A 22593-nucleotide genomic window follows, 5' to 3' on the forward strand; every position below is an offset into this window, starting at 1 on the left:
ACGACCTCTCCCGCTACCATGTTTGTCAGAGCAGATACGTCATGGTAGCCGTAAGCATTCTTTTTAATGACCCATGTATTTTCAACAAGGGCTCCCAGACCGTTGTACAGGTATGTGCTGCTTTCTCCCAGTTCATTTACCCCAAGCACCATTTTGTTTGTCTCGTCGTAGGTATACTCTCCGGTGACGGAAATCTTACTGTTCTTGGTGTAGGTTTCCTGAATGAGGTTACCTCGCCTGTCATATGTGAAATCGTTCTGTGTATTCCAGCTGTCCTCAGACTTTTTGGTAATCTGGTTCAGGTTATTAAATTTGTAGTCTATGGATTTGTTGCCAAACTCGGTTTCATAAGTCAGGTTACCCAAAGAATCATACTGGTATGTTCGTGTCTTGTTGCCGTAGTTCTCGTGTGCTGATGTTACGCGGTGCAATGCGTCATAGGTGTAGGTATTTTCAACCGTAGCCACTCATGTACCATTGCCGCGCATGTACTCATATGTCATGTTTCCGCAGTCGTCGTATGTATAGGCATGCTTCTGCTGCTTCATGTCATTGTTTGACGGGTCTGTGTCTTTTACATTCAAAAGCTGGCCTATGGAGTCATATTGGTAGTCTTCAACGCAGCCGTGAGGGTATTCCATCTTAGAAATACGGTTCATGCGTTTTCAACACTTGAACTCAAGCATCATATAAAATATTTGTTATTGATCTAAGAAAGGCCACATCATCAAACTGTGTGGCCTATTGTTTATATTATTCTTTTCATACATTATGAACAACATTGCCTTGGCAAAAGAGGAAATTCTATTAAATTATCCTCTTTTCTATAATACTAAATGCTTACAACTAAATATCAATTTTTTGTTCTATAATGTATGAATCATCAAGTTTAGATTTAATAAGGTTTATGGCTTCTTCTATCATTTTTAAAAATCTTTGTCTATCTAAGTCACTTTTAAAGCCATTGTATTTAAACTCTATTGAGTTATCAATGAATAGACCATCATAGAAGTTTTGAATTTCTACAAATACATTATCTACTTCTTTATCTTCCATTAATTCCTTTGGCAGGTCGTTATTTATTAATTCTCCATTTTCATTATAAATCCATACAGGAAAACAATGGTAATCTAAATAAATTTTTACTTTCTTCATATATTTTCCTCCTATGGCCATGTTGTTGGGTTTGCACCAACAATGAACCCATTATCACCTACAGTTATAGCTGTTTGATATGTTTTTCCACCGAATGTTACTTCGTAAATCGGCCTTCCTGTTCCTCTACCTTGATATCCTACGATTTTTCCGTTGGTTAGTGATTCCATAACCAAATCTTTAATTTGGCTCTGTTGTATACCCTTTTGGGCAAAATCATCTGCATGTTCAAGAATATGTTGCATACCAGCCTTTGAGTTACCTGATTCCAGCCATACTAATTTTCCATCCGCAGTTTTTGTTACAGCTAAAACATCATCAGCAGTATACTTAACACCATTACTTGCCAGTTCATCGAGTAAGCCAGCATTCTTCCAAGAGTTAACCGTTCCCTTAATTTTATTTAATTGGCTACTTACACCTTTTATTGATTGACCAGCTACATAGCTAACCTGACTTCCAATCAAATAGCCCATTGAAACATCAAATGCCTCACCTGCACTCTGGTTTCCACCAGCTCCTATAATATAATAATTTCTTGCATTATTATATCTAAGTGACCATGTATATTTTGTCATATCTGCAATCACGGCTGCTGTTTCTAATAGAGTATTTGCATTACGATATCGTGTTTGAAGTTCAAATATTTTATCTTTATTCGTTTTCTCATCAGAAATGAGATTATTATCACATTTTTTAATCTTTTTCTGATAATCTCTGGCCTGGGATAAATCGAATCCATGTACAGGTGCAGTTGCTGACGATACAATTCCCTCAATAAACATATCTTTATGTTCTTGTCGATAATACCGATAATCAAAACTCTTTTCTGAATATGCTCCATATGGATCTAAGTCATCTATTACAGGACGCAGTCCATCTGGGTCTATATAAATAACCGGATTATTTTTTACATACAGATACTGCACAAGCTGAACAGGGTCTTTAGCATAGTCTGTAATGTCATAGACACTGCCATCCAAGATTGGATCAATTGAAGCAAACCTTCTGTTTTGCGCATCATAGAATCTTGCTTTGGCATAGTACATACTAAGCACACTATCATAATCGTGGGTTGCGTAGCGTTTTACCATGTCAAGCTCTCGCTGTCCGCACTTTAGTACTGCATTGTGGGTGATTTCTCCCCATTCGTTGTAGTGAGTCCAGCTTTCTACTTTGCCGGTCATTGGACTTGTCAGATAATCTGCCGTGCCTAGATAGTCCATGTGGTAGTACAGCCTTATTTGGTTGACATTTTCAATTAGGTTGCCCGCACTTGTATCTACGCCGGTGATGTTGACACTTAGTCTGTCATTGCCGTAGACATAGCGGTATTCAAGACTGTTTACTTCGTACTCCATCAGAGGTTCGAAGGTATCGCTGGTGTAGTCCAAAACAAACTGCTTTACAACCGTGGATGTCTTGTTAAGCTCAGGGCTGGCTGCTACTACCTCCGGAGCAAGCTTATCCTTTTTGTCCTTCTTGCCTGTCTGTGGGTCTACAACGACCTCTCCCGCTACCATGTTTGTCAGAGCAGATACGTCATGGTAGCCGTAAGCATTCTTTTTAATGACCCATGTATTCTCAACAAGGGCACCCAGACTGTTGTACAGGTATGCACTGCTTTCTCCCAGCTCATTTACCCCAAGCACCATTTTGTTTGTCTCGTCGTAGGTATACTCTCCGGTGACAGAAATCTTACTGTTCTTGGTGTAGGTTTCCTGAATGAGGTTACCGCGCCTGTCGTATGTGAAATCACTCTGTGTATTCCAGCTGTCCTCAGACTTTTTGGTAATCTGGTTCAGATTATTAAATTTGTAGTCTATGGACTTATTGCCAAGCTCGGTTTCATAAGTCAGGTTACCCAAAGAATCATACTGATATGTTCGTGTCTTGTTTCCGTAGTTCTCGTGTGCTGATGTTACGCGGTGCAATGCGTCATAGGTGTAGGTATTTTCAACTGTTGCCTCTCCTATACCATTTCCACGCATGTATTCATATGTCATATTGCCGCAGTCGTCGTAGGTATAAGCATGCTTCTGCTGCTTCATGTCATTGTTTGACGGGTCTGTGTCTGTTACATTCAGAAGCTGACCTACGGAGTCATATTGATAATCTTCAACCCAGCCGTGTGGGTATTCCATCTTAGAAATACGGTTCATCCCATCATATGTGTATCGAGTTGTACGTCCATCAGTTTCTGTTACTGACTTCAGATTTCCTAAAAGGTCATAAGTCTTGGCAGCAGTAGTGTTGTCAGGATACTTGACTGAAGTCTGGTTGCCTGTTTCGTCGTAGTTGTATTCTACAACTTTTCCTTTTGTGTCGGTAGTCCTGGTAATGCGGTTTAATAAATCAACCTCGAAGGATGTCTTGCCTGTCCAGTCATTCATTTCCACCAGATCCCCAACCTTATTGTATCGGTAGGATACCTCTTTTCCTCCATTATAGTTGATAGAGGTAATCATATCAAGACCATTATAGGCATATACAGTCACTTTTCCGTCGGCGTCTGTCTTTGTTTTAAGATTTCCGTTACCGTCGTATACATAGGTTGTAACTGATCCCAGTGCATTTACTTCCTTTGTCACAAGTCCTCTTCCGTCAAATTCGTACAAAGTGATTTCCCATTCGTCCACATTGTCCTGTGTATCTATGCGGTGCATTGAAGTCTTTATTAAATTGTTCATTGAATCGTATTCAAACAAGGCGCTGTTTCCCATAGCGTCTATGGTCTCAACAATATTTCCATTGGCGTCAAGTTTATATCTAGTCTTATGACCGCCCTTGTCAGTGCTGCTTATTATCTTTCCTTCTCCATTATATTCAAATGTCTCTGTCTTTCCGTCAGGAGTGGTAATGGAAACAAGACGGTCTAAGGCATCGTATATATAAGTTGTAGAGCCATCAACTGTTGTCTTCTTAACCATGTTGTGTCTGCCGTCGTACTCGTAGGATACGGTATAACCCTCGGCATTGGTTTCGGTCGCCACATTGCCGCGGTCGGTGTAGGTATAAGAAGTCACGCCTCCACGTGCATCTGTAACGGTGAGGACACGGTCCATTTCATCATAGGTGTATAGGGTTGCATTGCCCAGTGCATCTGTCATTTTAACTATTCTGCCACAATCGTCATAAATATAATGTGTTTGTGCACCTTCCTCGTTTACAAACTTGATGAGACGTCCGTCTGCATCGTATGTCTTGGAGGAAACTCCACCTTCAGCGTCTGTTTTGCTCACCAGTCTGTCAAGTCCGTCATAGGTGCATTTAAAAAGTTTACTGCCTTTAAATAATTTCAGTTCTCAGTAACAGTCATAAAAAAACCGTCCAGCAAAAGCTGGACGGTTTATCACTCTGTAACATATTCAATACTATAACTTAAATTGTTATTACATCATTCCCGGCATTCCGCCACCCATTGGAGGCATTGCTGGTTCATCTTTTTTTGGTTCGTCAGCTACGGCTGCTTCTGTTGTCAACAGCATTGAAGCTACGCTTGCTGCATTTTGAAGAGCTGATCTTGTAACTTTAGTTGGGTCAACTATACCAGCTTCAATCATGTTTACATATTTTTCGTTCAAAGCGTCAAAGCCGATTCCTTTAGCGCTGTTTTTGATTTTTTCAACAATTACGCTTCCTTCAAGGCCAGCATTTGCTGCAATTTGTCTTACTGGCTCTTCCAGGGCTTTTTCAATTATTTTTGCACCTGTTTTAGCGTCTCCTGTCAAGCCTGCTGCAACTTCAGAAACAACTTTTGTTGTAGCCAGAAGAGCAACGCCTCCTCCTGATACAAGACCTTCTTCAACAGCTGCTCTTGTAGCATTCAAAGCATCTTCAATTCTCAATTTCTTGTCTTTCATTTCAGTTTCAGTTGCTGCACCTACATTGATAACTGCAACGCCGCCTGTTAATTTAGCAAGTCTTTCCTGAAGTTTTTCTCTGTCAAATTCAGAAGTTGATTCTTCATACTGAGATTTGATTTGTTTTGCTCTTTCAGCGATTTCTTCCTGTGAGCCTGCTCCGTGAACTATTATTGTGTTTTCTTTATCTATTTTAACTGTTGCTGCATTACCAAGCATGTCAATAGTTGTATCTTTAAGTTCATATCCTAATTCTTCAGTTATTACCTGGCCGCCTGTAAGAATTGCAATGTCTCTTAACATTTCTTTTCTTCTGTCGCCAAATCCAGGTGCTTTTACTGCAACACAGTTGAATGTTCCTCTTAACTTGTTGAGTATGAGTGTTGTAAGTGCTTCACCCTCAATATCTTCAGCTATGATTACAAGTGATCTGCCTGACTGAACTATTTGTTCCAATATAGGAAGAATTTCCTGTATGTTGGAGATTTTCTTGTCAGTTATAAGAATGTATGGATTATCCATAACTGCTTCCATTTTTTCTGTGTTTGTAACCATGTATGCTGATAAGTATCCTCTGTCGAACTGCATACCTTCAACTACTGTAAGGTCAGTTCCCATAGTCTTGGATTCTTCAACAGTGATAACGCCGTCTTTACCAACTTTGTCCATAGCTTCAGAAATCAATTTTCCTATTTCTTCGTCTCCGGCTGAAATTGAAGCAATTTGAGCGATTTCTTCTGAAGTTTCTACTTTCTTTGTTGTGCTTTTAAGTTCGGCTACTGCTGCTTCCACTGCTGCCTGAATTCCTCTTTTAAGTATCATAGGGTTAGCGCCTGCTGCAACGTTCTTCAAACCTTCTCTTATAATAGCCTGAGCAAGAAGAGTTGCTGTAGTAGTACCATCACCTGCAACGTCATTTGTCTTTGTTGCAACTTCTTTTACCAGCTGAGCTCCCATGTTTTCAAACGGATCAGCAAGTTCGATTTCTCTTGCTATTGTAACACCGTCATTTGTAATAACCGGTGATCCGAATGATTTTTGAAGAACTACATTTCTTCCTTTAGGTCCTAATGTTACTTTTACTGTATCTGCTAAAGCATTTACGCCTCTTTCCATTGAACGGCGTGCATCTTCGTCAAATTTTATTATTTTTGCCATTTTCCATACCTCTCCTTATATTATTCTATAACTGCTAAAACATCAGATAATTTGATTATTATCAATTCTTCTCCGTCAACTTTAACTTCAGTTCCCGCAAATTTGGAGAAAATTACTTTGTCTCCAACCTTTATTTCATCTTTTTTCTTTTCATCAGCTGTGATTCCTGCTCCTACAGCAAGAACTTCTGCTACTTGTGGTTTTTCTTTTGCAGTTCCTGGCAGCACGATGCCGCTTTTAGTTTTTTCTTCTGCTTCCACCATTTTAATTACTACTCTTTCGCCTAATGGTTTAACTGTCATAATTTGTTCCTCCTATTTTATTTAATGTAATTATTTATCCATTTGATTGTTAGCACTCAATGTCGTAGAGTGCTAACACTTACAATCTATATAATAACCAATTGTTGTTTCGTTATCAAGTGCCATTTAGCATAATTTTCGATTATTAAACTAATTTAAAGGGATTATTAACATTATTTCTTTAGATTGCTTTAATTTTCTTAATATTTCTCATTTTATGTTCATTTTGGATTTTGTTCACAATATTTAAATAAAATTTACAAAATAGTTGATGTTTTTTACCCTTGACTATAGTATAATTTGAATATATAGTATAACACATTTCAATTATTAATATTTAGGAGGAAATAAAATGTCTCTTGTAACATCAAAGGAAATGTTCAAAAAAGCTTATGAAGGCCATTATGCTGTTGGAGCCTTCAATGTAAATAATATGGAAATTATTCAGGGTATTGTGGATGCCGCTAAACAGGAAAATGCACCAGTGATTCTCCAGGTTTCCGCAGGAGCCAGGAAGTATGCAAATCCAATTTATTTAAGAAAGCTGGTTGAGGCAGCAATAGAAGACTCAGGAATAGACATTTGCCTTCACTTAGACCACGGCGAAGATTTTGAAATATGCAAGCAGTGTGTTGATGACGGATTTACATCTGTAATGATTGACGGTTCAAAATATTCTTTTGAAGAAAATATAGCATTGACTAAAAAGGTTGTTGAATATGCTCACAGCAAAGGTGTTGTTGTTGAGGCAGAACTTGGAAAGCTTGCAGGAGTTGAAGATGCTGTAAAGGTAAACGCAAAAGATGCCACATATACAGACCCTGACCAGGCAAGGGAATTTGTTGAGAGAACAGGTGTTGACTCTCTTGCTATTGCCATAGGCACAAGCCACGGAGCTTACAAGTTCAAGGGAGACCCAAGCCTTGACTTTGAAAGACTTGAAACTATTGAAAAACTTCTGCCGAACTTCCCATTAGTTCTTCACGGTTCATCATCAGTTCCCATAGAATTTGTTGATCTTTGCAACAAATACGGCGGTGCAATTCCTGGAGCTGCAGGAGTGCCTGAAGAAATGCTGAAACGTGCTTCACAGATGGGAGTTTGCAAAATAAACATAGATACTGACTTAAGACTTGCCATGACAGCATGCATAAGACAAGTGCTTGTTGAAAATCCTGCAGAATTTGACCCTAGAAAATACTTAGGACCAGGAAGAGTTGCAATTAAAGACATGGTAGCTCACAAAATGAGAGATGTCCTGGGCTGCAGCGGAAAAAGATAAGATATAAAACATAAAGAGAGTTGAGCCTGAGCTCAACTCTTGTTTTGTCAAATCATGTATTATATTTCCTTGTCAATATCATTTCAAATATGGATTGTTCATGTATGTAGAAACATAATTTTTATCTATGGTCACTACTGCAAAATATCTTTCATTTTCTTTCTTCACTGCCTTTTCAATAATTTTAACCAGCTCGGAAGGCTGCATATCGTAATCCACAGGAATCAGCACATCAAATATTAAATTTGTGTGAGTTTCTCCCTTAACAACCCTGAAGTCGTGCATGGTGAGCTTTTCGTCTATTGCTCTGATTATTTTACCCGTGCTGCACCTAAGTTTGTTAATTTCAGGATCATTTGTTATTATGGGGTCCAGATGTATTACAAGGTTGACGTCGCATTCCTTTGAAATGTCTCTTTCAATGTTGTCTATGAGGTCATGGGACTTGAGTATATCTTCCTTTGCATCAACTTCTGCATGCACTGTTGCAAAATACCTGTTGGGTCCGTAATTGTGAACCACCAGGTCATGTATGTTCAAAATTCCTTCATAAGACAATATTTTTTTCTCAAGCATGCTTATAAGCTCAACATCAGGCATTTCTCCAAGGAGAGGATTCAATATGTCCTTTAATATTCCTATCCCTGAATACAAGATGAACAAAGCAACTAAAATCCCCATGTACCCGTCTATTTCGAAGCCTGTAACCATTGATATCAGTGCAGATGCAAGAACTGCCGATGTGGCAAACACATCATTTCTCGAATCCATGGATGCTGCCTTTATTGTTGTTGAATTTATTTTTACTCCAACATTAAAATAAAATCTGCTGAGCCAAAGTTTCCCTGCTACTGAAATGAAAAGAACAATAATCATGGCAAGTGAATATATTGTTTTTTCAGGATTGAGAATTTTGTTGAAGGACGACTTTAAAAGTTCTATTCCAACCAATAAAATTACAATACCTAGTACAAGCCCTGTAAGATACTCTATTCTGGCGTGCCCGAAGGGGTGATCCTTGTCTGCTGGCTTGCCGGATATTTTAAATCCAATGAGGGATATTACATTTGAACCTGCATCTGACAGATTGTTCACGCCGTCTGCCATTACAGAAATGCTGTTGAAAATTGTTCCTACAGCAATTTTACTAAGGCTCAACAAAACATTGACGACAATTCCAACTATGCTGCTTACAGTTCCATACGTCTGCCTCACGCCTGAGTCCTTTACATTGTAATAATCCTTTATAAACGTTCTAATAATATAATCAGTCATTGTTTCTCCTTTACTGATATAGTTCCAGTTCCAAATACAAATTTTCTATTTTTTCTTTGAGTTTTACATATTCATCATATTTATTATTATATTCATTTAAATCCCATTCGGCAGAACTTGTGTTAAGTATTTTTTCAAGTTCTATGATTTTGTTTTCTGTGTCAAGAATATTGTTTTCAAGCTTCGCCAAATCTCTTTTTGCTTTTTCTGCAGCCCTTGTTTCTTCCTTTTTCTTCTGATAAATTTCCTTGTTTTTAGAAACTGCCTTTTCTTCCTTTTCTTCAGCAGACTGCTTTAATTCTGCAATTCTTTGCTTTTCATTTTTGTAGCTTTCATAATCAAAATCATAAATTTTAAATTTTTTGTTTTCAATTTCTCCTATGCATGTTGCAATTTTATCAACAAAGTATCTGTCGTGGGACACAAAAAGTATTGTGCCTTCATAATTTATGAGGTTTTCCTCCAGCACTTCCCTTGATTCAATATCAAGGTGGTTTGTGGGTTCATCAAGGACAAGTGTGTTTACATTTTCATAAATGAGCATGCCTAGTTTAAGCCTAGATTTTTCTCCGCCTGATAACGTGCTTATATGCTTGTAGACATCTTCTCCTGCAAACATGATTTTAGCCAGCTCCTTGCGTGCTTCGCTTATGGAAATCCCATAATGATATGAAAAATAATCAACAATTGAAACATCTTCCCTGTCGAAAGAAACTTCCTGAGGAAGATATCCAATCTTAACATTTGAGCCTATTTTTACGCTTCCTGCATCGCTTTTTATTTCATCCAGTATTATTTTAAGCATGGTAGATTTTCCAGTTCCGTTTTCTCCCAAAATGCAGAGGCTGTCCTTGTAAAACAATGTGAAGCTCAAATCTTCAAATAATTTCTTCGAATCAAAAGATTTTTCTAGATTTTCAACCTTTATTACTTCTCTGCCGGTTCTTGACACATTGTCTATGTGAAAATCTGCAGTTTTTTTGTCAACTATAGGTTTGTTTATTTTTTCTATTTTTTCAAGCCTTTTTTCAAGTTCCTTCGCTCTTTTGTACATTTTGTCGGAATCACGCATTTCGCCCCATATGCGGTATCTTTGAATCTGATCTTCCATTTTCTTAATCTTTTTCTGCTGGCTTTCATATTCCTTCATTGCCTGCAGAAAACGCAGTTCTTTTTCGGCCACATACTTTGAGTAGTTTCCGTTGTAAATCTGTACACCGTCTGGTTCAAGCTCAATTATTTTGTTTACAACCCTGTCAAGAAAATATCTGTCATGGGAAACTATTACAATGGTTCCCTGATACAAATTCAAATATTCTTCAAGCCACTCAACGCTTTTTATATCAAGATGATTTGATGGTTCATCAAGAAGAAGCAGTTCCGGCTCTTCAAGAAGAATTTTACCGAGAATTACCCTTGTTTTTTCCCCGCCGCTCAGCAAATTAAACTTTCTGTTTTGAAGTTCTTCCGATATTTCAAGGCCTTTAAGTATTTTGCTCAGTTTTTCTTTCACGCTGTATCCGCCGGCTATTTCATAGGAATCATGGAGATTGCCGTATTTTTTTATGGCTGTCTCAAGCTCTTCACCCTTAAGAATATCAAATGTCTTTTCAATTTCTTCCATTTGAGCTTTAATTTCTTCTGTATTTTTAAAGGCTTCTTTTAAAACATCCAACACTGTGTTATCATCATCATAATTTGGTATTTGTTCAAGATATCCTATGGTTAATCCTTTTCTTTTATTGACCTGACCTTCCTGGAAACTTTCTTTTCCTGCCATGATTTTCATCAACGTTGTTTTTCCTGTACCATTTCGGCCTATTAAGGCAATCTTGTCCTTTGTCTTTACATCAAATGTTACATTTTCAAATATTTTATCCACACCATACATTTTTGATAAATTGCTTATTCCTAATTCAATCATTATATTCCCTCTATTTTTTAATCATATGTTAACTTTTTCACTTACGTCCGAAAATTGGGTTAGGGCATACAAAAATACCCGTGGAACATACTCCCGTCCCACAGGTATAACCTGCTGCCATTGGCCCAGCCCCATGAACAATGTCCATCGCCTGCTCAGTTTGTACTGTATTTGCGTAAAATTACGTTGCAGTGCAAAAAGATTTATTTAAACAATAATACTATATGTAAAAAAAATTGTCAAGAAAATGAAAAAAAGCCTCCGAAGAGGCCTTAAACGCTTTAGTTTTTCTTGCCGCCGGAATTTCCGTTATTGCTGTTTCCGTTTCCCTGATTGTTATTTACTTTGCTTTCAGTTTCAACTTCAACGGATTTTTCCGTGTCTTTATCTTTATTTTTTGCTTCTTTCTCGTAATTCTTTGTAGCTTCCATTATTTCTTTGACAGGTTTGTCAAGCCATTCTTCCTTGTCAAAATCTTCAGGATTTCCTGAAGCTTCTGCAAGTTTGTCAACAATGTTCATCTTTCCTGGCGTAACACCTTTTTCCTTTGCTTCATCAACCTTCTGCTGGCTGACTTTTACAACTTCAACTTCAACGCCTGTTTCATCATCTTCGTCTTTATTTTTATTTTTATCCGATGCATTCTTTTCCACTTTGACATTATCTTTGTTCTCGGACTTATCTTTGTTTTTATCCTGAGCATTGTCCAAAGCTACGCTGCTTTTATCTTCTGGTTTTTTAGAATCATCAGACTTTTCAATTTCTTCAGAATCTTTGTTTTCAGTTTCCAAAACTTCCATTGTATCCTTTGAAACTTCTATAGAATCTTTTTCTTTATACTTGCCCACTTCTTCATTGACAGCTGTTTTTAAAGCTGCTGCCAGGTTATTGGTTTTTTCTTCGCTCTTGCTTGAAGCAGCAACTACTACTCCGCCATCTTCGCCTTCAGTGATGTATCCCTGATTTTTAAGCTCTGTCAAAACATTTCTTACAGCATCTTTTATTTCTTTATTTTTCAATCCGGCAATATTCATTTCTTTAACCATTTCCTCTGCATCACCATTTACAGCCTTAACCTCCAATACACGGTCAAAACGGTTTATAGAAAATTCAAAAGAAGGATTGACATCAAGACTTACATAGGAGTACGGAGTCATGTACGCCCATGCCGGAGTGACAAACAAAAGCATTGCAGCAGCTGCTGTTAAAGCCCACTTAGCATAACTGTTGTTTGACATTGATATTTCTTGCCCAATTTTATAATTCCTGTTTTTTACCTGCGATATGCGGCCATCTTCAGACAGAACGGCTGCATTGCTGCCTTTGATTTCTACAATTACTGCTTTCATTTTTCTAACTCCTCGCGAATATATCGCATATAACTTGCAAGATATGGAAAATCCCCCGACATAATTTCCACTGCAGCTACTATATATTTTCGATGACGTTCCAACAATTTACGGGGTACTTTTGTATTTTTTTCAATTAAATTCAACGGCAATTGCCTTTTTACTTTCATTTCGCTTATCAATATGGGATTTTTTAGCATATATGCCACAACTTTGCCGCAAGCCCTCTTGGTCTTGTCGGCTTTTGGCGAACATTCAGCCAAATCCATGAAGGAAAATCCATAGGCTGAAAAAATTTCATTGACCAGATATATCTCAAGCTTTGCTGAATTTTCGTCCGTAGTTGCCACCTTTTGGGCTATTTCAGCCTGCATTGAATAATCTTCCTCTTCATCCGTCTCAGAACCGAACATAGACGGATTTACCGAAATTTCCGGGGCATATCTCGACTTGCTCCGGATGAAGTCAATAATGCGCCTTCTTATTACAAGTTCTGCGAAGTTTAAAAAACTGCCTTTCTCAGCAGAATAATTTTTTACAGCTTCTGTAAAAGCCGCCAATGCAATGGACCATTCATCATCACTTCTTGAGACATAGATACGGGCTGCCGAAGATGCGCACTTCAATATGAAATTCTCGTATTGCTTAATTAATTTGTTCATGGAATCTTCGTTTGTTTTGGCACTTACTGCCAATTCATCTAACTCGCTCACTTTTCTCACCTCAAAGTTACAATTACGCATTATTATATCATCTAATCCTTTTTATTACAACGAGATATTGTCATATTTTAAAACTAGAGGAGTAGTGGTATCGTGTTTCATATAAAAAATCCTGATTTAATCAGGACTTAGACTATTGACAAATCACGACGCTGTCATCCTGAACCATAGTGAAGGATCTAATCATTGTTAAAAACATGAGATTCTTCGAGCAAGCTCTCAGAATGACAACGTCCAATTATATACGCTGTCATCAGGATTTATTTTTTAAACAAATACCAGATCTTGCTGTCAACTTCATATTTAAGCTCAAAAATATCTTTTCCGTTGTGGAGGCAAACAAAGACTATTCTTGTGTTTCCAACAATACTTTCTTCGTATGTCTTCATTATTTTTTCAATTTTCACGACCTTGTCTTCAAGCCTGAATTTCACAGGTTCTATTTTGCCGTCGGTGTTGAAAATGACCATTACTTTTATGGGTTCATTTAAAATTTTCATATTATCACCTTTACAAGATACTTCCCATACCAGGATATTCGTCGTCGGGGTATCCTCCCAAAATCGGACTTAAGTCACTGTTGGCAAATACTCCTCTGATCACAGCTTCATCCCCATACTTAACCCTTATTTTATCCACAGCCTTATCAAGAATTTCATTTTTTATGCTCAGTTCATCCTGAAAAATATTTGTTTGTTTTATATGAGAAAACTCAAGGTCTGAAACAGAAACACCAAGCTGCCTTATAGGCCTTCTGTCCCACAGTTCGTCAAATAGGCTGCATATGTTCTGATAAATGTCCCTTGTGCAGTCAGTGAAATACATGAGCTTTCTTTGCTTTGCTTCGTATCCGAAATCCTTGTCTTTTATGCTCACGCTCACAACCCTGCAGTTCATGTTTGCTTCCCTCAATCTTAAGGCCGTCATTTCCGTGAGACTTAAGAGTATGGCATGTGCAGTTTCACGGTTGTCTACATTGAATTTTAAGGTACTGGAATTCCCCACGCTTTTAATTGGAGATTTTTCTTTGAAAACAGAATCATCCCTTCCCCAGGCATAGTTGTAAATCATTCTTCCGTGAGATTTAAGCATTGTTGATATGAAATTGTAATCAGAAGCAGCAAGATCTCCTATTGTGTAAATTCCCCATCTGTTAAGCTTAGGCTTTGTTCTTCTCCCAACCATGAACAAATCTTCAACAGGGAGAACCCAAAGCTTTTCTTTTATTTCATCAGGAAAAATTGTGTGGCACTTATCGGGTTTTTCAAGGTCTCCTGCCTGCTTGGCAAGCAGCTTGTTCTCCGATACTCCTATATTGACAGTGTATCCGAACTTTTCCTTTACTCCGTCCTTTATTTTATAAGCAAGCTCTGCTGCTTCTTCTCTTTTTAAATCTGTAAATTTCAGGAAGCATTCGTCTATGCTGAAAGGCTGCACATCGGGAGTAAATTTCATTAAATATTCTCTAAGTGTCTTGCTGGCCCTCACATATACTCTGTAATTAGGCGGTATAACCAATAAATTCGGACACAGCTGCCTTGCTTCCATCAGCGACATTCCTGTCTGTATCTTGAATTTTTTAGCCGGAGTTGATTTAGCCAGAACAATTCCATGGCGGTTTTGTTCATTCCCCCCAATGACCGAAGGAACCGTGCGAATATCCCTGTCTATTCCCATTTGCTGTTCATAGGCTGCAGTCCAGCTTAAAAAAGCTGAATTGACGTCTATATGCATTATAATCTGCCCCACATTTCCACCTCCTTAATCTTTTCAAAAGCTGTAGTTTCCAAACATTTTTATTTTTTACCGAACGTTTGTTCTATTATTATATCACAGTTTTTTAATTTTAAAAGAGTTTTTTTGTTACAAAAAAACAAACAGATTTGATAGCTCAAATCTGTTTGTTCCTTAATTCTTAATTCTTAACTCTTAATTATTTGACGTTTTTGTCGTGAATTATTTTCAGTCCCTTAAACAAAAGCTGCGGGTCATAAAGGTCTATAACATCTGTTTCATCAGACATGACACGTCCAAGTCCTCCCGTAGCAATAACCTTCATGTTTTCAATGTTCAATTCTTCTTTTATTTTTTTTACAATGTATTCAACCTGACCTATATATCCGTAAACAAGACCTGCCTGAATGCTTGTAATTGTGTTTCTTGCAAGAATTGACTTTGGTTTTTTTATTTCAACACTTGGAAGCTGCGCAGTTTTCTGCCAAAGGGCGTCTGCTGAAATCTGAATTCCCGGTGATGTTATTCCGTATTTGAACTCTCCGCTTTCGCTTAAAACATCATACGTTGTTGCAGTGCCGAAGTCAATTACAATCAGAGGCTCTCCGCCATATAAATGATATGCTGCAACCAGTCCTACGATTCTGTCAGCTCCTACTTCACGAGGATTGTCAGTGGCAATTGTTATCCCTGTTTTTATTCCAGGTCCAACTATTATTGGTTCAATATTGAAATACTTTTTCAATGCATTTTGAAAAGAATGCATTACATTTGGAACTACAGATGAAACAATTGCACTTTTAATTTCTTCTTGCTTAATATTGTTGTAATTCAGCAAATTTAATATGAAAATACCGTATTCATCGGATGTCTTTTCACTTCTAGTGACCATCCTCCAGCTTCCTGTAATATCGTCTCCATTGTAAACTCCGATGACAATATTTGTATTTCCGATGTCAACTACCAAAACCATGGCAATCCTCCTATTTTTTTATCCTTTTATAGACATTTACCACTGCTGTCGTGCCTATTCCTGCCGCTGTGCATTCCAAAAGGGAACTTGTTGTGACAAGGAAAATGGCAAAGGCCGCAAAAGTAGTGCCTATCCCAAATTCTGTGCTCAATCTTACAATTTCTTCGCTGTAAATAAAATAAAGCATGAGAATAACAAGGGCTGTGTTTGTCAAAGCTCCTGACGCTCCTGCAATAAACAAAGAAATTGTTTTTGATTTTATAAGTTTTTCAAATATAACATAAACAAAATACGGCACTACCCCTACAAATATCCTCGGTAATATTGAAACCAACGGATTTATAAAAAGATAGTCCAGAGGTGATGCAGGAGCCAAAAGAGCCCTTAAAAGAGTAACCCCTCCTGCAAGAAAACCCATAATGGCGCCGTCCTTAGGTCCCTGCACAATGCTTGTTACCATTGTGGGCAGGAAAATAAAAAGTGCCATTGAAGCAGATGTTGTGGGTATTGCAGTCATAGCAACAAACACAACAGTGAGTGCCAGCATAACTCCCATAAAGGTGAGTTTGCCTGTTTGTAAATTTCTATTCATAATTTCCTCCTGTTCTCGTTCTGCCATGCAGATACAAGACAAATTTCAATTGATTATAACACATTATTTTGTATATGCAAATATATTAAGATTTTGTAAAATAAAAACACCGTTACCGGTGCCAATATCTGAATGTCTTATTAGTCTTTTCTTAAATCATCAATTGATTTTGTTGTTACCTGGCTTCTGTCCAGATTTAAAAGAGCTATTGCCTTTTCTAAATCTTCATCATTTGAAATTTCTATCTCAAGATATGGTTTTGAATATGTCGCCTCATCCCATGTGTCTATTTCAAAATATATTTCTTCAAAAAAGTATGACCTGCGATGCTTATAACCTGGTCTTTTTTGTTTATATCCCAGTATCTCAAGAATTTTAGCTGTGCTTTCCCAGTCTGAAACCTCAGTTTCTGTTTCTTCGTTTACTCGTAAGGAGTCCCTGTTGATGCTTTTCTTGAAAGTCATGACACTTTTTACCTTGCCGTTTAAATTGTTCTTGGTTATTCTGATTCTTAAATAACCATTGTGTCTTTTCTTTAATATGCTGTCATCAGTATCAAATCTATAATTCACCTGATCTTCATCTTTAACCAGGAGTGCTCCTATTTCTATAAGTTTTTTTTCTATTTCGTCTTTATCAATATTAAGGACTTTGACTTCCTTTTCTCTCATTATATTGAATCCTCCTGCATATTTTTAATATTATATCATAAATTGTATAGTTGCACATTAAAAACTTTACAAATTCATTAAAAATGATATAATCGATGTAAATTAATAGGAGTGATATTTATCTTGGAAATAATTTCAGCAAAGCTTTTAAAAATAATAAAATTATCCGCCCAGATAATACTGGAAAACGGCGGTGAAACATATAGGGCTGAAGAAACGATAAAATTCATATGCAAAGCATATGACATCAAAGAAATAGAAGCAATTGCAACACCAACAGGGTTCTATATAACTATTTCAAGCGACGGAAACGAAAACAGCACAGTTGTCAAAAGAATAAGAAAAAGAACAATAAATCTTCAAAAAATAGCCGACGTGAACAATGTGTCAAGGCAAATTGCCCTGCATGCCATCAATCTGGATGAGGCCCTTGAGGAACTTGAAAAAATAGAAAATGATAAACCTCATGAATACAAATATGCTCAATTATATGGAGGAATTTCATCAGCATTTTTTGTTGTACTATTTGGTGGAGGAATTTTTGAATTTGTAGTGGCACTTTTTACAGGAATATTGATTACTCAAATTACAAAGCACTTTGTAAACCTTCATTCATATCAGTTTTTCTCAAGCATAGTGTTGGGTACAATTATTGCAGCTATTGCAATCATAGCAACATCAGCTGCCAAAACAGGCAACTACAACTAAATTATAGTCGGCAGCATAATGCCCCTTTTGCCTGGTCTTTCAATGACAAATGCCATACGTGACACCATAAGAGGTGATCTTATTTCCGGCATGGCCAGAGGCGCAGAAGCTCTCCTGGTTGCAGCTTCATTGGCAGCAGGAGCAGGTGTGTTCATATATTTTGCTTATTCCTTAGGCATATTATAGGGTGGAGGTTATTATGATAGTTAAGTATTTTTTAGAAATGATATTTTGTTTTTTAGCCGCCTATTTTTATGCCATGATAATGAATGCTCCTAAAAAAACATTGATATATTCTTCAGTTGTGGCGTCTTTAGGTTACATGGTATACAATTATTGTGTTAATCAAGGGAGTCCACGGCTTGGATTCTTCCTTGGAACAACAGTTATTGCTTTTTTCGGTGAAATTTTTGCCCGCAAATTTAAAATGCCTGCAACTATTTTTATATTTCCGGCACTGATTCCAATAGTACCAGGATTTGGACTTTATCAGACAATATTCGCATTGGTTGAAGACAATATATTTCAAGCCTTGAAAACCGGCGTCAACACATTTTTGAACATTGGAGCCATGGCCGTTGCAATGGCAATGGTAAGCTTGATTGCCCTTAAGATGGGAACAAGAAAAACAGAATGATTTTAAAATTTATGTTTTAAATTCTATAATTTTGGGTATACATTAAATGTTGAATAATTCAAAAATATTAGGAGGTATTATATGTGTAACAAAGGAAGGTTTTATGTTTGCAAGACTTGCGGTAATTTAGTAGGATTGATTAATGAAGGCGGCGGAAAATTGGTATGTTGCGGAAAAGAAATGGAAGAACTGGTTCCAAACACTGTTGACGCAGCTACTGAAAAACATGTTCCTGTAATAGAAGTTGAAGGAAACAAAGTAACAGTTAAAGTTGGTAGCGTAACTCATCCAATGCTTCCTGAACATTTCATTCAATGGATTTACCTGGTTACTAAGCAAGGCGCTCAGAGAAAATGTCTGTCTCCTGGAGAAGAACCAGTTGCAGTATTTGCACTTGCTGAAGGCGATGAAGTTCAAGCTGCTTATGAGTTCTGCAATTTGCACGGACTTTGGAAAAAAGAAGCTTAGTCAAGGCAATTAAGAATTAAGAGTGAATAATTAAGAGTTAATGGAAGGATTTGTGCGTGCACAAATCCTTTTTTAGTTAAAAATTCGTAGGGCTTGCTGCCCTACGGCGGGCGGACACGAGGTCCGCCCCTACATGTTGATAATAAAAAATAGAGAACGGCTCGCCGTTCTCTTCATTCTTAATTAACTGAGTTTTGCTCCGTCCGGAATGTCTTCCAGGGTGGAAATAAGAGTGAGTTTCTTTCCTTTTTGAGCTGCAAGTATCATACCGTTTGAATCAACTCCCCTTAACTTGACAGGTTTTAAATTGTAAACCATTACAATTTTCTTTCCTACAAGATCCTGAGGCTCATAATACTTGGCAATTCCAGAAACCACCTGTCTGACTTCATCACCAAGCTTCAATTGAAGTATCAGAAGCTTGTCGGCATCGGGGTGTTTTTCTGCTTTTACTATTTCAGCAACTCTCAAGTCAATTTTTGCAAAATCATCTATTGAAATGAGACCATCATCTTCTGCAGTTTCTTCCTTTGTTTCTTTCGGTTCCTCTTTTTTCACTTCAGAAGGTGTTTGGGACGGTGCTTCAGAAGCCTTTTTAGCTTCATTTATTTTGTTTATTTCTTCCATTTTCTTCACAGCATCTATTCTTGCAAACAATATTTCAGGTGTTCCAACCTTTTGTCCGGGAACCATTCCGTTAAATTGTGCAAGAGAATCCCAGTCCGTCTTGTCAGTGTTTATCTGCTTGTAAATTTTTTGTGCTGTTTCAGGCAAAAATGGCTCCAGCAACACTGCTGCTATTCTTATAGATTCAAGCAGGTTGTATAAGACGGTTCCAAGTCTTGCTTTCTTGCTTTCATCCTTGCCGAGCACCCATGGCTGAGTTTCATCAACATACTTGTTGCTTCTTCTTAGAAGAGTAAAAATTTCATCTATTGCATCAGAAACCCTCAGCTCATCCATTTTCTTTTCTACTTTTAATGGTGTTTCAAGGGCTAAACTTATAAGCTCGTCGTCAATAGGTTCATGCTCAGACGGTGCCATTATTTCGCCGTCAAAATACTTGTTTGTCATTGTAACTGTTCTGTTAACAAGATTTCCAAGTATGTTTGCCAGGTCTGAATTTATTCTTTCTATTACAAGTTCATATGTCAGTGTTCCGTCGCTTGCAAAAGGCATTTCATGAAGTACGAAATATCTTATTGCATCAACTCCGAACAAATCAACCAGGTCATCGGCATAAATAACATTTCCTTTTGACTTGCTCATTTTTCCTTCTCCAACCATGAGCCACGGGTGGCCGAAAACCTGTTTTGGAAGTTCTTCTCCAAGTGCCATCAGAAGTATAGGCCAATAAATTGTGTGGAATCTCAATATGTCCTTGCCTATTAAATGAACATCTGCAGGCCAGTATTTTTTGTAAAGTTCGCTGTGGTTTCCTTCAGGGTCGTAACCTATGAATGTGATGTAGTTGCTGAGGGCATCAATCCATACATAAACAACATGCTTTTCATCGAATGTTACGGGGATTCCCCAGTTGAAGGATGTTCTTGAAACGCACAAATCCTGAAGTCCAGGTTTTATGAAGTTGTTCACCATTTCATTCTTGCGTGATTCAGGCTGAATGAATTCCGGATGATCTTCAATATGTTTCATCAATCTGTCAGCATACTTGCTCATTTTGAAGAAATATGCCTCTTCTCTTGCCATGTGCACTTCTCTACCGCAGTCAGGACACTTGCCGTCAACAAGCTGTGATTCTGTAAAGAATGCTTCATCAGGTGTACAGTACCATCCTTCGTAATATCCCTTGTAAATGTCTCCCTGATCGTAAAGTCTCTTGAATATCTGCTGAATTTTCTTTTCATGCATTGGATCTGTTGTCCTTACGAAATTATCGTAGCTTGTGTTCATCAAATCCCAAATGCGCTTGATTTCTCCTGCAACTTCATCAACAAACTGCTGAGGAGTTTTTCCTGCTTCCTCTGCCTTAATTTGAATTTTTTCTCCATGTTCATCAGTTCCTGTCTGAAAATACACATCGTATCCGTTTAATTTCTTGAATCTGACTATGCTGTCAGCCAGTACGATTTCGTATGTATTTCCAATATGGGGTTTGCCTGATGTATATGCTATTGCTGTCGTTAAATAATATTTGCCTTTATCCATTTTTTCCTCCTGCTTATTCTTGCAAATAAAAAGCCCCTCAGCACAAAGCTAAGAGGCGATATTTCGCGTTACCACTCTTTTTCGCACATGCTTCGCAGCATGAGCCTTACCAGGTCATTGACCGTGCATTGTAACGTATACCATACGTTGTACCTTAAATAAGTTCAGGCACAAGGCTCCGAGGCCATGTTCACTTATAAATCAATCCCCGGCTTTCACCTTTCCCGGTTCTCTATATCATGATTTAAAAATTACTCTTCTCTTCATTGCCATTAATATATTATTTCAATTCTTATGTTAAACTATACATAAATATCATTTATTTGTCAACAAAAATAAAACTCCGAGACCGGAGTTTTGTATTCTTATGCTAAAATATAAACTGTATACATTTAATAATCGCTGCGATTATTCCTATTATTATTGCAGGAATAAGCAAGAATCCGATTCCCAGCGGAATAAGCATGATTATGAGAACAAATCCCATAACTGCACCTATTATTGTAAACAATATTTTAAACAACACAACTCCTATGTTAAGCGCTGCAGCTATAAATATAAAGAATACAAAAATTCCTATTAAAATTTCCATATTACATCTCCCTTTACCATTATTATATTCGTTTGATAATATAATACACACAATTTATTCAAAATTAATTAGTGCAAAATTAAAAAATGATTAGAAATAATAATTATAATGACAATTTTATCATGAAAATGATATAATGTTGTATAAAAAATTAGGAGTATCACATGATTGACTTACACATTCATTCAAAATATTCTGACGGTTCAAATTCCATAGATGAAATAATTGAAATTGCAAAGAATAAAAATATGACAGCATTGTCCCTGACAGACCACGATACGACTTTCGGAGTAGCTGAAATAATAGAAAAATCTCAGAAAGAAAATATTCAGGTTATTCCCGGCATTGAAATTTCTTCAGTTTCAAACGGCCATTTAATACATGTTCTCGGTTACAACATTGACATCAAAAACAGTCAGCTTCAGGACCTTCTGAAAATAATTGGCGCTCATTTCAATGAAAGTTTCCTGGAACACTACAACTGGCTTCAAAAAAATCACATCATAGATTTTGATTTGGATAAAATTTTAAAATATGCAGATTTCAAACAGTCACTTGCATTGTCTGATATAATGAAGGCAATGATTGAAAACGGAGAACCTTACACATTGAAGGACTGGCCTGAATTTTTCAACACTAAGGTAAAAAAATACCCGGGACACCGCTTCATCGACGACTTTCCTGTTCATTCATCTGAAGCCGTTGAGGTTATAAGGCAGGCAGGAGGAATACCAGTCTTTGCTCATCCTGCACGTATAGGAAAAGCAGATTTAGGCGAAATGGAACTTCTTCTTCCACACGGTCTTGGGGGAGTTGAAGTATACTATCCTTACCACACTGAAGTGCTCATACAAAAATATGAAAAATTTGCCGACGAACACGGTCTCATAAAAACCGGCGGAACCGATTGGCACGGCATTGAACTAACTACATGGGATTCTGAAATGGGAGACTATGGAGTAAAAAGCCTTGAAATTATAAATCCCTCTATTCATTAAGAGGGATTCGACTATTGACAA

The 22593-nt window shown here is 37.4% G+C and carries 21 protein-coding genes, 1 pseudogene, 1 riboswitch and 1 other annotated feature; of the genes and pseudogenes, 5 read left to right on the forward strand and 17 right to left on the reverse strand.

The features are described 5' to 3' along the window. The 6 genes from LY60_RS14260 to LY60_RS14285 form a co-directional block, all read right to left on the reverse strand. Positions 1-467, reverse strand: a 467-nt coding sequence (locus LY60_RS14260) for a hypothetical protein (RefSeq protein ID WP_145085300.1), incomplete at its 3' end; no start/stop codon positions are given. Beyond that, on the reverse strand, positions 468-659 hold the full coding sequence (locus LY60_RS14265) for a hypothetical protein (protein ID WP_145085304.1): 192 nt from the start codon (positions 657-659) through the stop codon (positions 468-470). Between the two features lie 187 nt (positions 660-846). Continuing rightward, a complete protein-coding gene (locus LY60_RS14270) occupies positions 847-1155 on the reverse strand; it encodes a hypothetical protein (protein ID WP_145085307.1) in 309 nt (102 codons plus the stop codon). Between the two features lie 11 nt (positions 1156-1166). Next, on the reverse strand, positions 1167-4397 hold the full coding sequence (locus LY60_RS14275) for an RHS repeat-associated core domain-containing protein (protein ID WP_145085310.1): 3231 nt from the start codon (positions 4395-4397) through the stop codon (positions 1167-1169). A gap of 150 nt (positions 4398-4547) precedes the next feature. Next, a complete protein-coding gene (groL, locus tag LY60_RS14280; RefSeq protein ID WP_019229755.1) occupies positions 4548-6176 on the reverse strand; it encodes a chaperonin GroEL in 1629 nt (542 codons plus the stop codon). A gap of 20 nt (positions 6177-6196) precedes the next feature. Further along, positions 6197-6478, reverse strand: coding sequence for a co-chaperone GroES (locus tag LY60_RS14285; RefSeq protein WP_019229756.1), 282 nt, complete (start codon positions 6476-6478; stop codon positions 6197-6199). Positions 6479-6830: 352 nt separating this feature from the next. Between LY60_RS14285 and fba the strand changes: the two genes are divergently transcribed. Next, entirely contained in the window at positions 6831-7760 is a 930-nt protein-coding gene (fba, locus tag LY60_RS14290; protein WP_145085313.1) for a class II fructose-1,6-bisphosphate aldolase, read from the forward strand. 78 nt (positions 7761-7838) lie between these two features. On the opposite strand, the gene LY60_RS14295 is transcribed toward fba, so the two are convergent. From LY60_RS14295 to LY60_RS14335, 9 genes are all read right to left on the reverse strand, one after another. After that, entirely contained in the window at positions 7839-9035 is a 1197-nt protein-coding gene (locus LY60_RS14295; RefSeq protein ID WP_145085316.1) for a cation diffusion facilitator family transporter, read from the reverse strand. 10 nt (positions 9036-9045) lie between these two features. Continuing rightward, positions 9046-10959 (reverse strand): ribosomal protection-like ABC-F family protein, encoded by a 1914-nt coding sequence (gene abc-f, locus LY60_RS14300; RefSeq protein WP_145085319.1) that lies wholly within the window; start codon positions 10957-10959, stop codon positions 9046-9048. Positions 10960-11050: 91 nt separating this feature from the next. Next, positions 11051-11128, reverse strand: a riboswitch (NiCo riboswitch). A gap of 112 nt (positions 11129-11240) precedes the next feature. Continuing rightward, positions 11241-12308 (reverse strand): anti-sigma-I factor RsgI family protein, encoded by a 1068-nt coding sequence (locus tag LY60_RS14305; protein WP_145085322.1) that lies wholly within the window; start codon positions 12306-12308, stop codon positions 11241-11243. Next, positions 12305-13021 (reverse strand): RNA polymerase sigma-I factor, encoded by a 717-nt coding sequence (gene sigI, locus LY60_RS14310; RefSeq protein WP_170226247.1) that lies wholly within the window; start codon positions 13019-13021, stop codon positions 12305-12307. The genes LY60_RS14305 and sigI overlap by 4 nt, the downstream gene beginning before the upstream one ends. A gap of 269 nt (positions 13022-13290) precedes the next feature. Next, entirely contained in the window at positions 13291-13530 is a 240-nt protein-coding gene (locus LY60_RS14315; RefSeq protein WP_019229762.1) for a hypothetical protein, read from the reverse strand. 10 nt (positions 13531-13540) lie between these two features. Next, positions 13541-14779 carry a DNA polymerase Y family protein gene (locus LY60_RS14320; RefSeq protein ID WP_246145505.1) on the reverse strand — a complete coding sequence of 413 codons (1239 nt, stop codon included), beginning with the start codon at positions 14777-14779 and terminating at the stop codon, positions 13541-13543. 184 nt (positions 14780-14963) lie between these two features. Further along, entirely contained in the window at positions 14964-15737 is a 774-nt protein-coding gene (locus LY60_RS14325) for a type III pantothenate kinase (RefSeq protein ID WP_145085328.1), read from the reverse strand. Positions 15738-15747: 10 nt separating this feature from the next. Further along, on the reverse strand, positions 15748-16329 hold the full coding sequence (locus tag LY60_RS14330; protein WP_170226248.1) for an ECF transporter S component: 582 nt from the start codon (positions 16327-16329) through the stop codon (positions 15748-15750). 140 nt (positions 16330-16469) lie between these two features. Further along, the gene (locus LY60_RS14335) at positions 16470-17000 is read right to left on the reverse strand and encodes a class IV adenylate cyclase (protein WP_145085334.1); all 531 of its coding nucleotides are present in this window, start codon (positions 16998-17000) and stop codon (positions 16470-16472) included. A gap of 123 nt (positions 17001-17123) precedes the next feature. On the opposite strand from LY60_RS14335, the pseudogene LY60_RS14340 reads away from it, so the two are divergent. The 3 genes and pseudogenes from LY60_RS14340 (at position 17124) to LY60_RS14355 (ending at position 18813) form a co-directional block, all read left to right on the forward strand. Beyond that, positions 17124-17894: pseudogene (locus tag LY60_RS14340) on the forward strand (threonine/serine exporter family protein). Positions 17895-17907: 13 nt separating this feature from the next. Further along, a complete protein-coding gene (locus tag LY60_RS14350) occupies positions 17908-18345 on the forward strand; it encodes a threonine/serine exporter family protein (RefSeq protein WP_019229768.1) in 438 nt (145 codons plus the stop codon). A gap of 81 nt (positions 18346-18426) precedes the next feature. After that, positions 18427-18813: a desulfoferrodoxin gene (locus LY60_RS14355; RefSeq protein WP_145085343.1), complete on the forward strand. Its 387-nt coding sequence runs from the start codon at positions 18427-18429 to the stop codon at positions 18811-18813. 183 nt (positions 18814-18996) lie between these two features. Here the strand turns inward: LY60_RS14355 and metG are convergent, their stop codons facing one another. Both metG and LY60_RS14365 read right to left on the reverse strand, forming a co-directional pair. Further along, positions 18997-21009 (reverse strand): methionine--tRNA ligase, encoded by a 2013-nt coding sequence (gene metG, locus LY60_RS14360; protein WP_281291872.1) that lies wholly within the window; start codon positions 21007-21009, stop codon positions 18997-18999. 21 nt (positions 21010-21030) lie between these two features. Further along, positions 21031-21258 (reverse strand) — a binding site (T-box leader). 94 nt (positions 21259-21352) lie between these two features. Further along, a complete protein-coding gene (locus LY60_RS14365; protein ID WP_019229771.1) occupies positions 21353-21574 on the reverse strand; it encodes a hypothetical protein in 222 nt (73 codons plus the stop codon). A 164-nt stretch (positions 21575-21738) separates the two neighbouring features. On the opposite strand from LY60_RS14365, the gene LY60_RS14370 reads away from it, so the two are divergent. Further along, entirely contained in the window at positions 21739-22572 is an 834-nt protein-coding gene (locus LY60_RS14370) for a PHP domain-containing protein (protein WP_145085349.1), read from the forward strand. The last annotated feature ends 21 nt before the right edge of the window (positions 22573-22593 follow it).

The organism is Sedimentibacter saalensis (assembly GCF_007830175.1).
Lineage (GTDB): Bacteria > Bacillota > Clostridia > Tissierellales > Sedimentibacteraceae > Sedimentibacter > Sedimentibacter saalensis.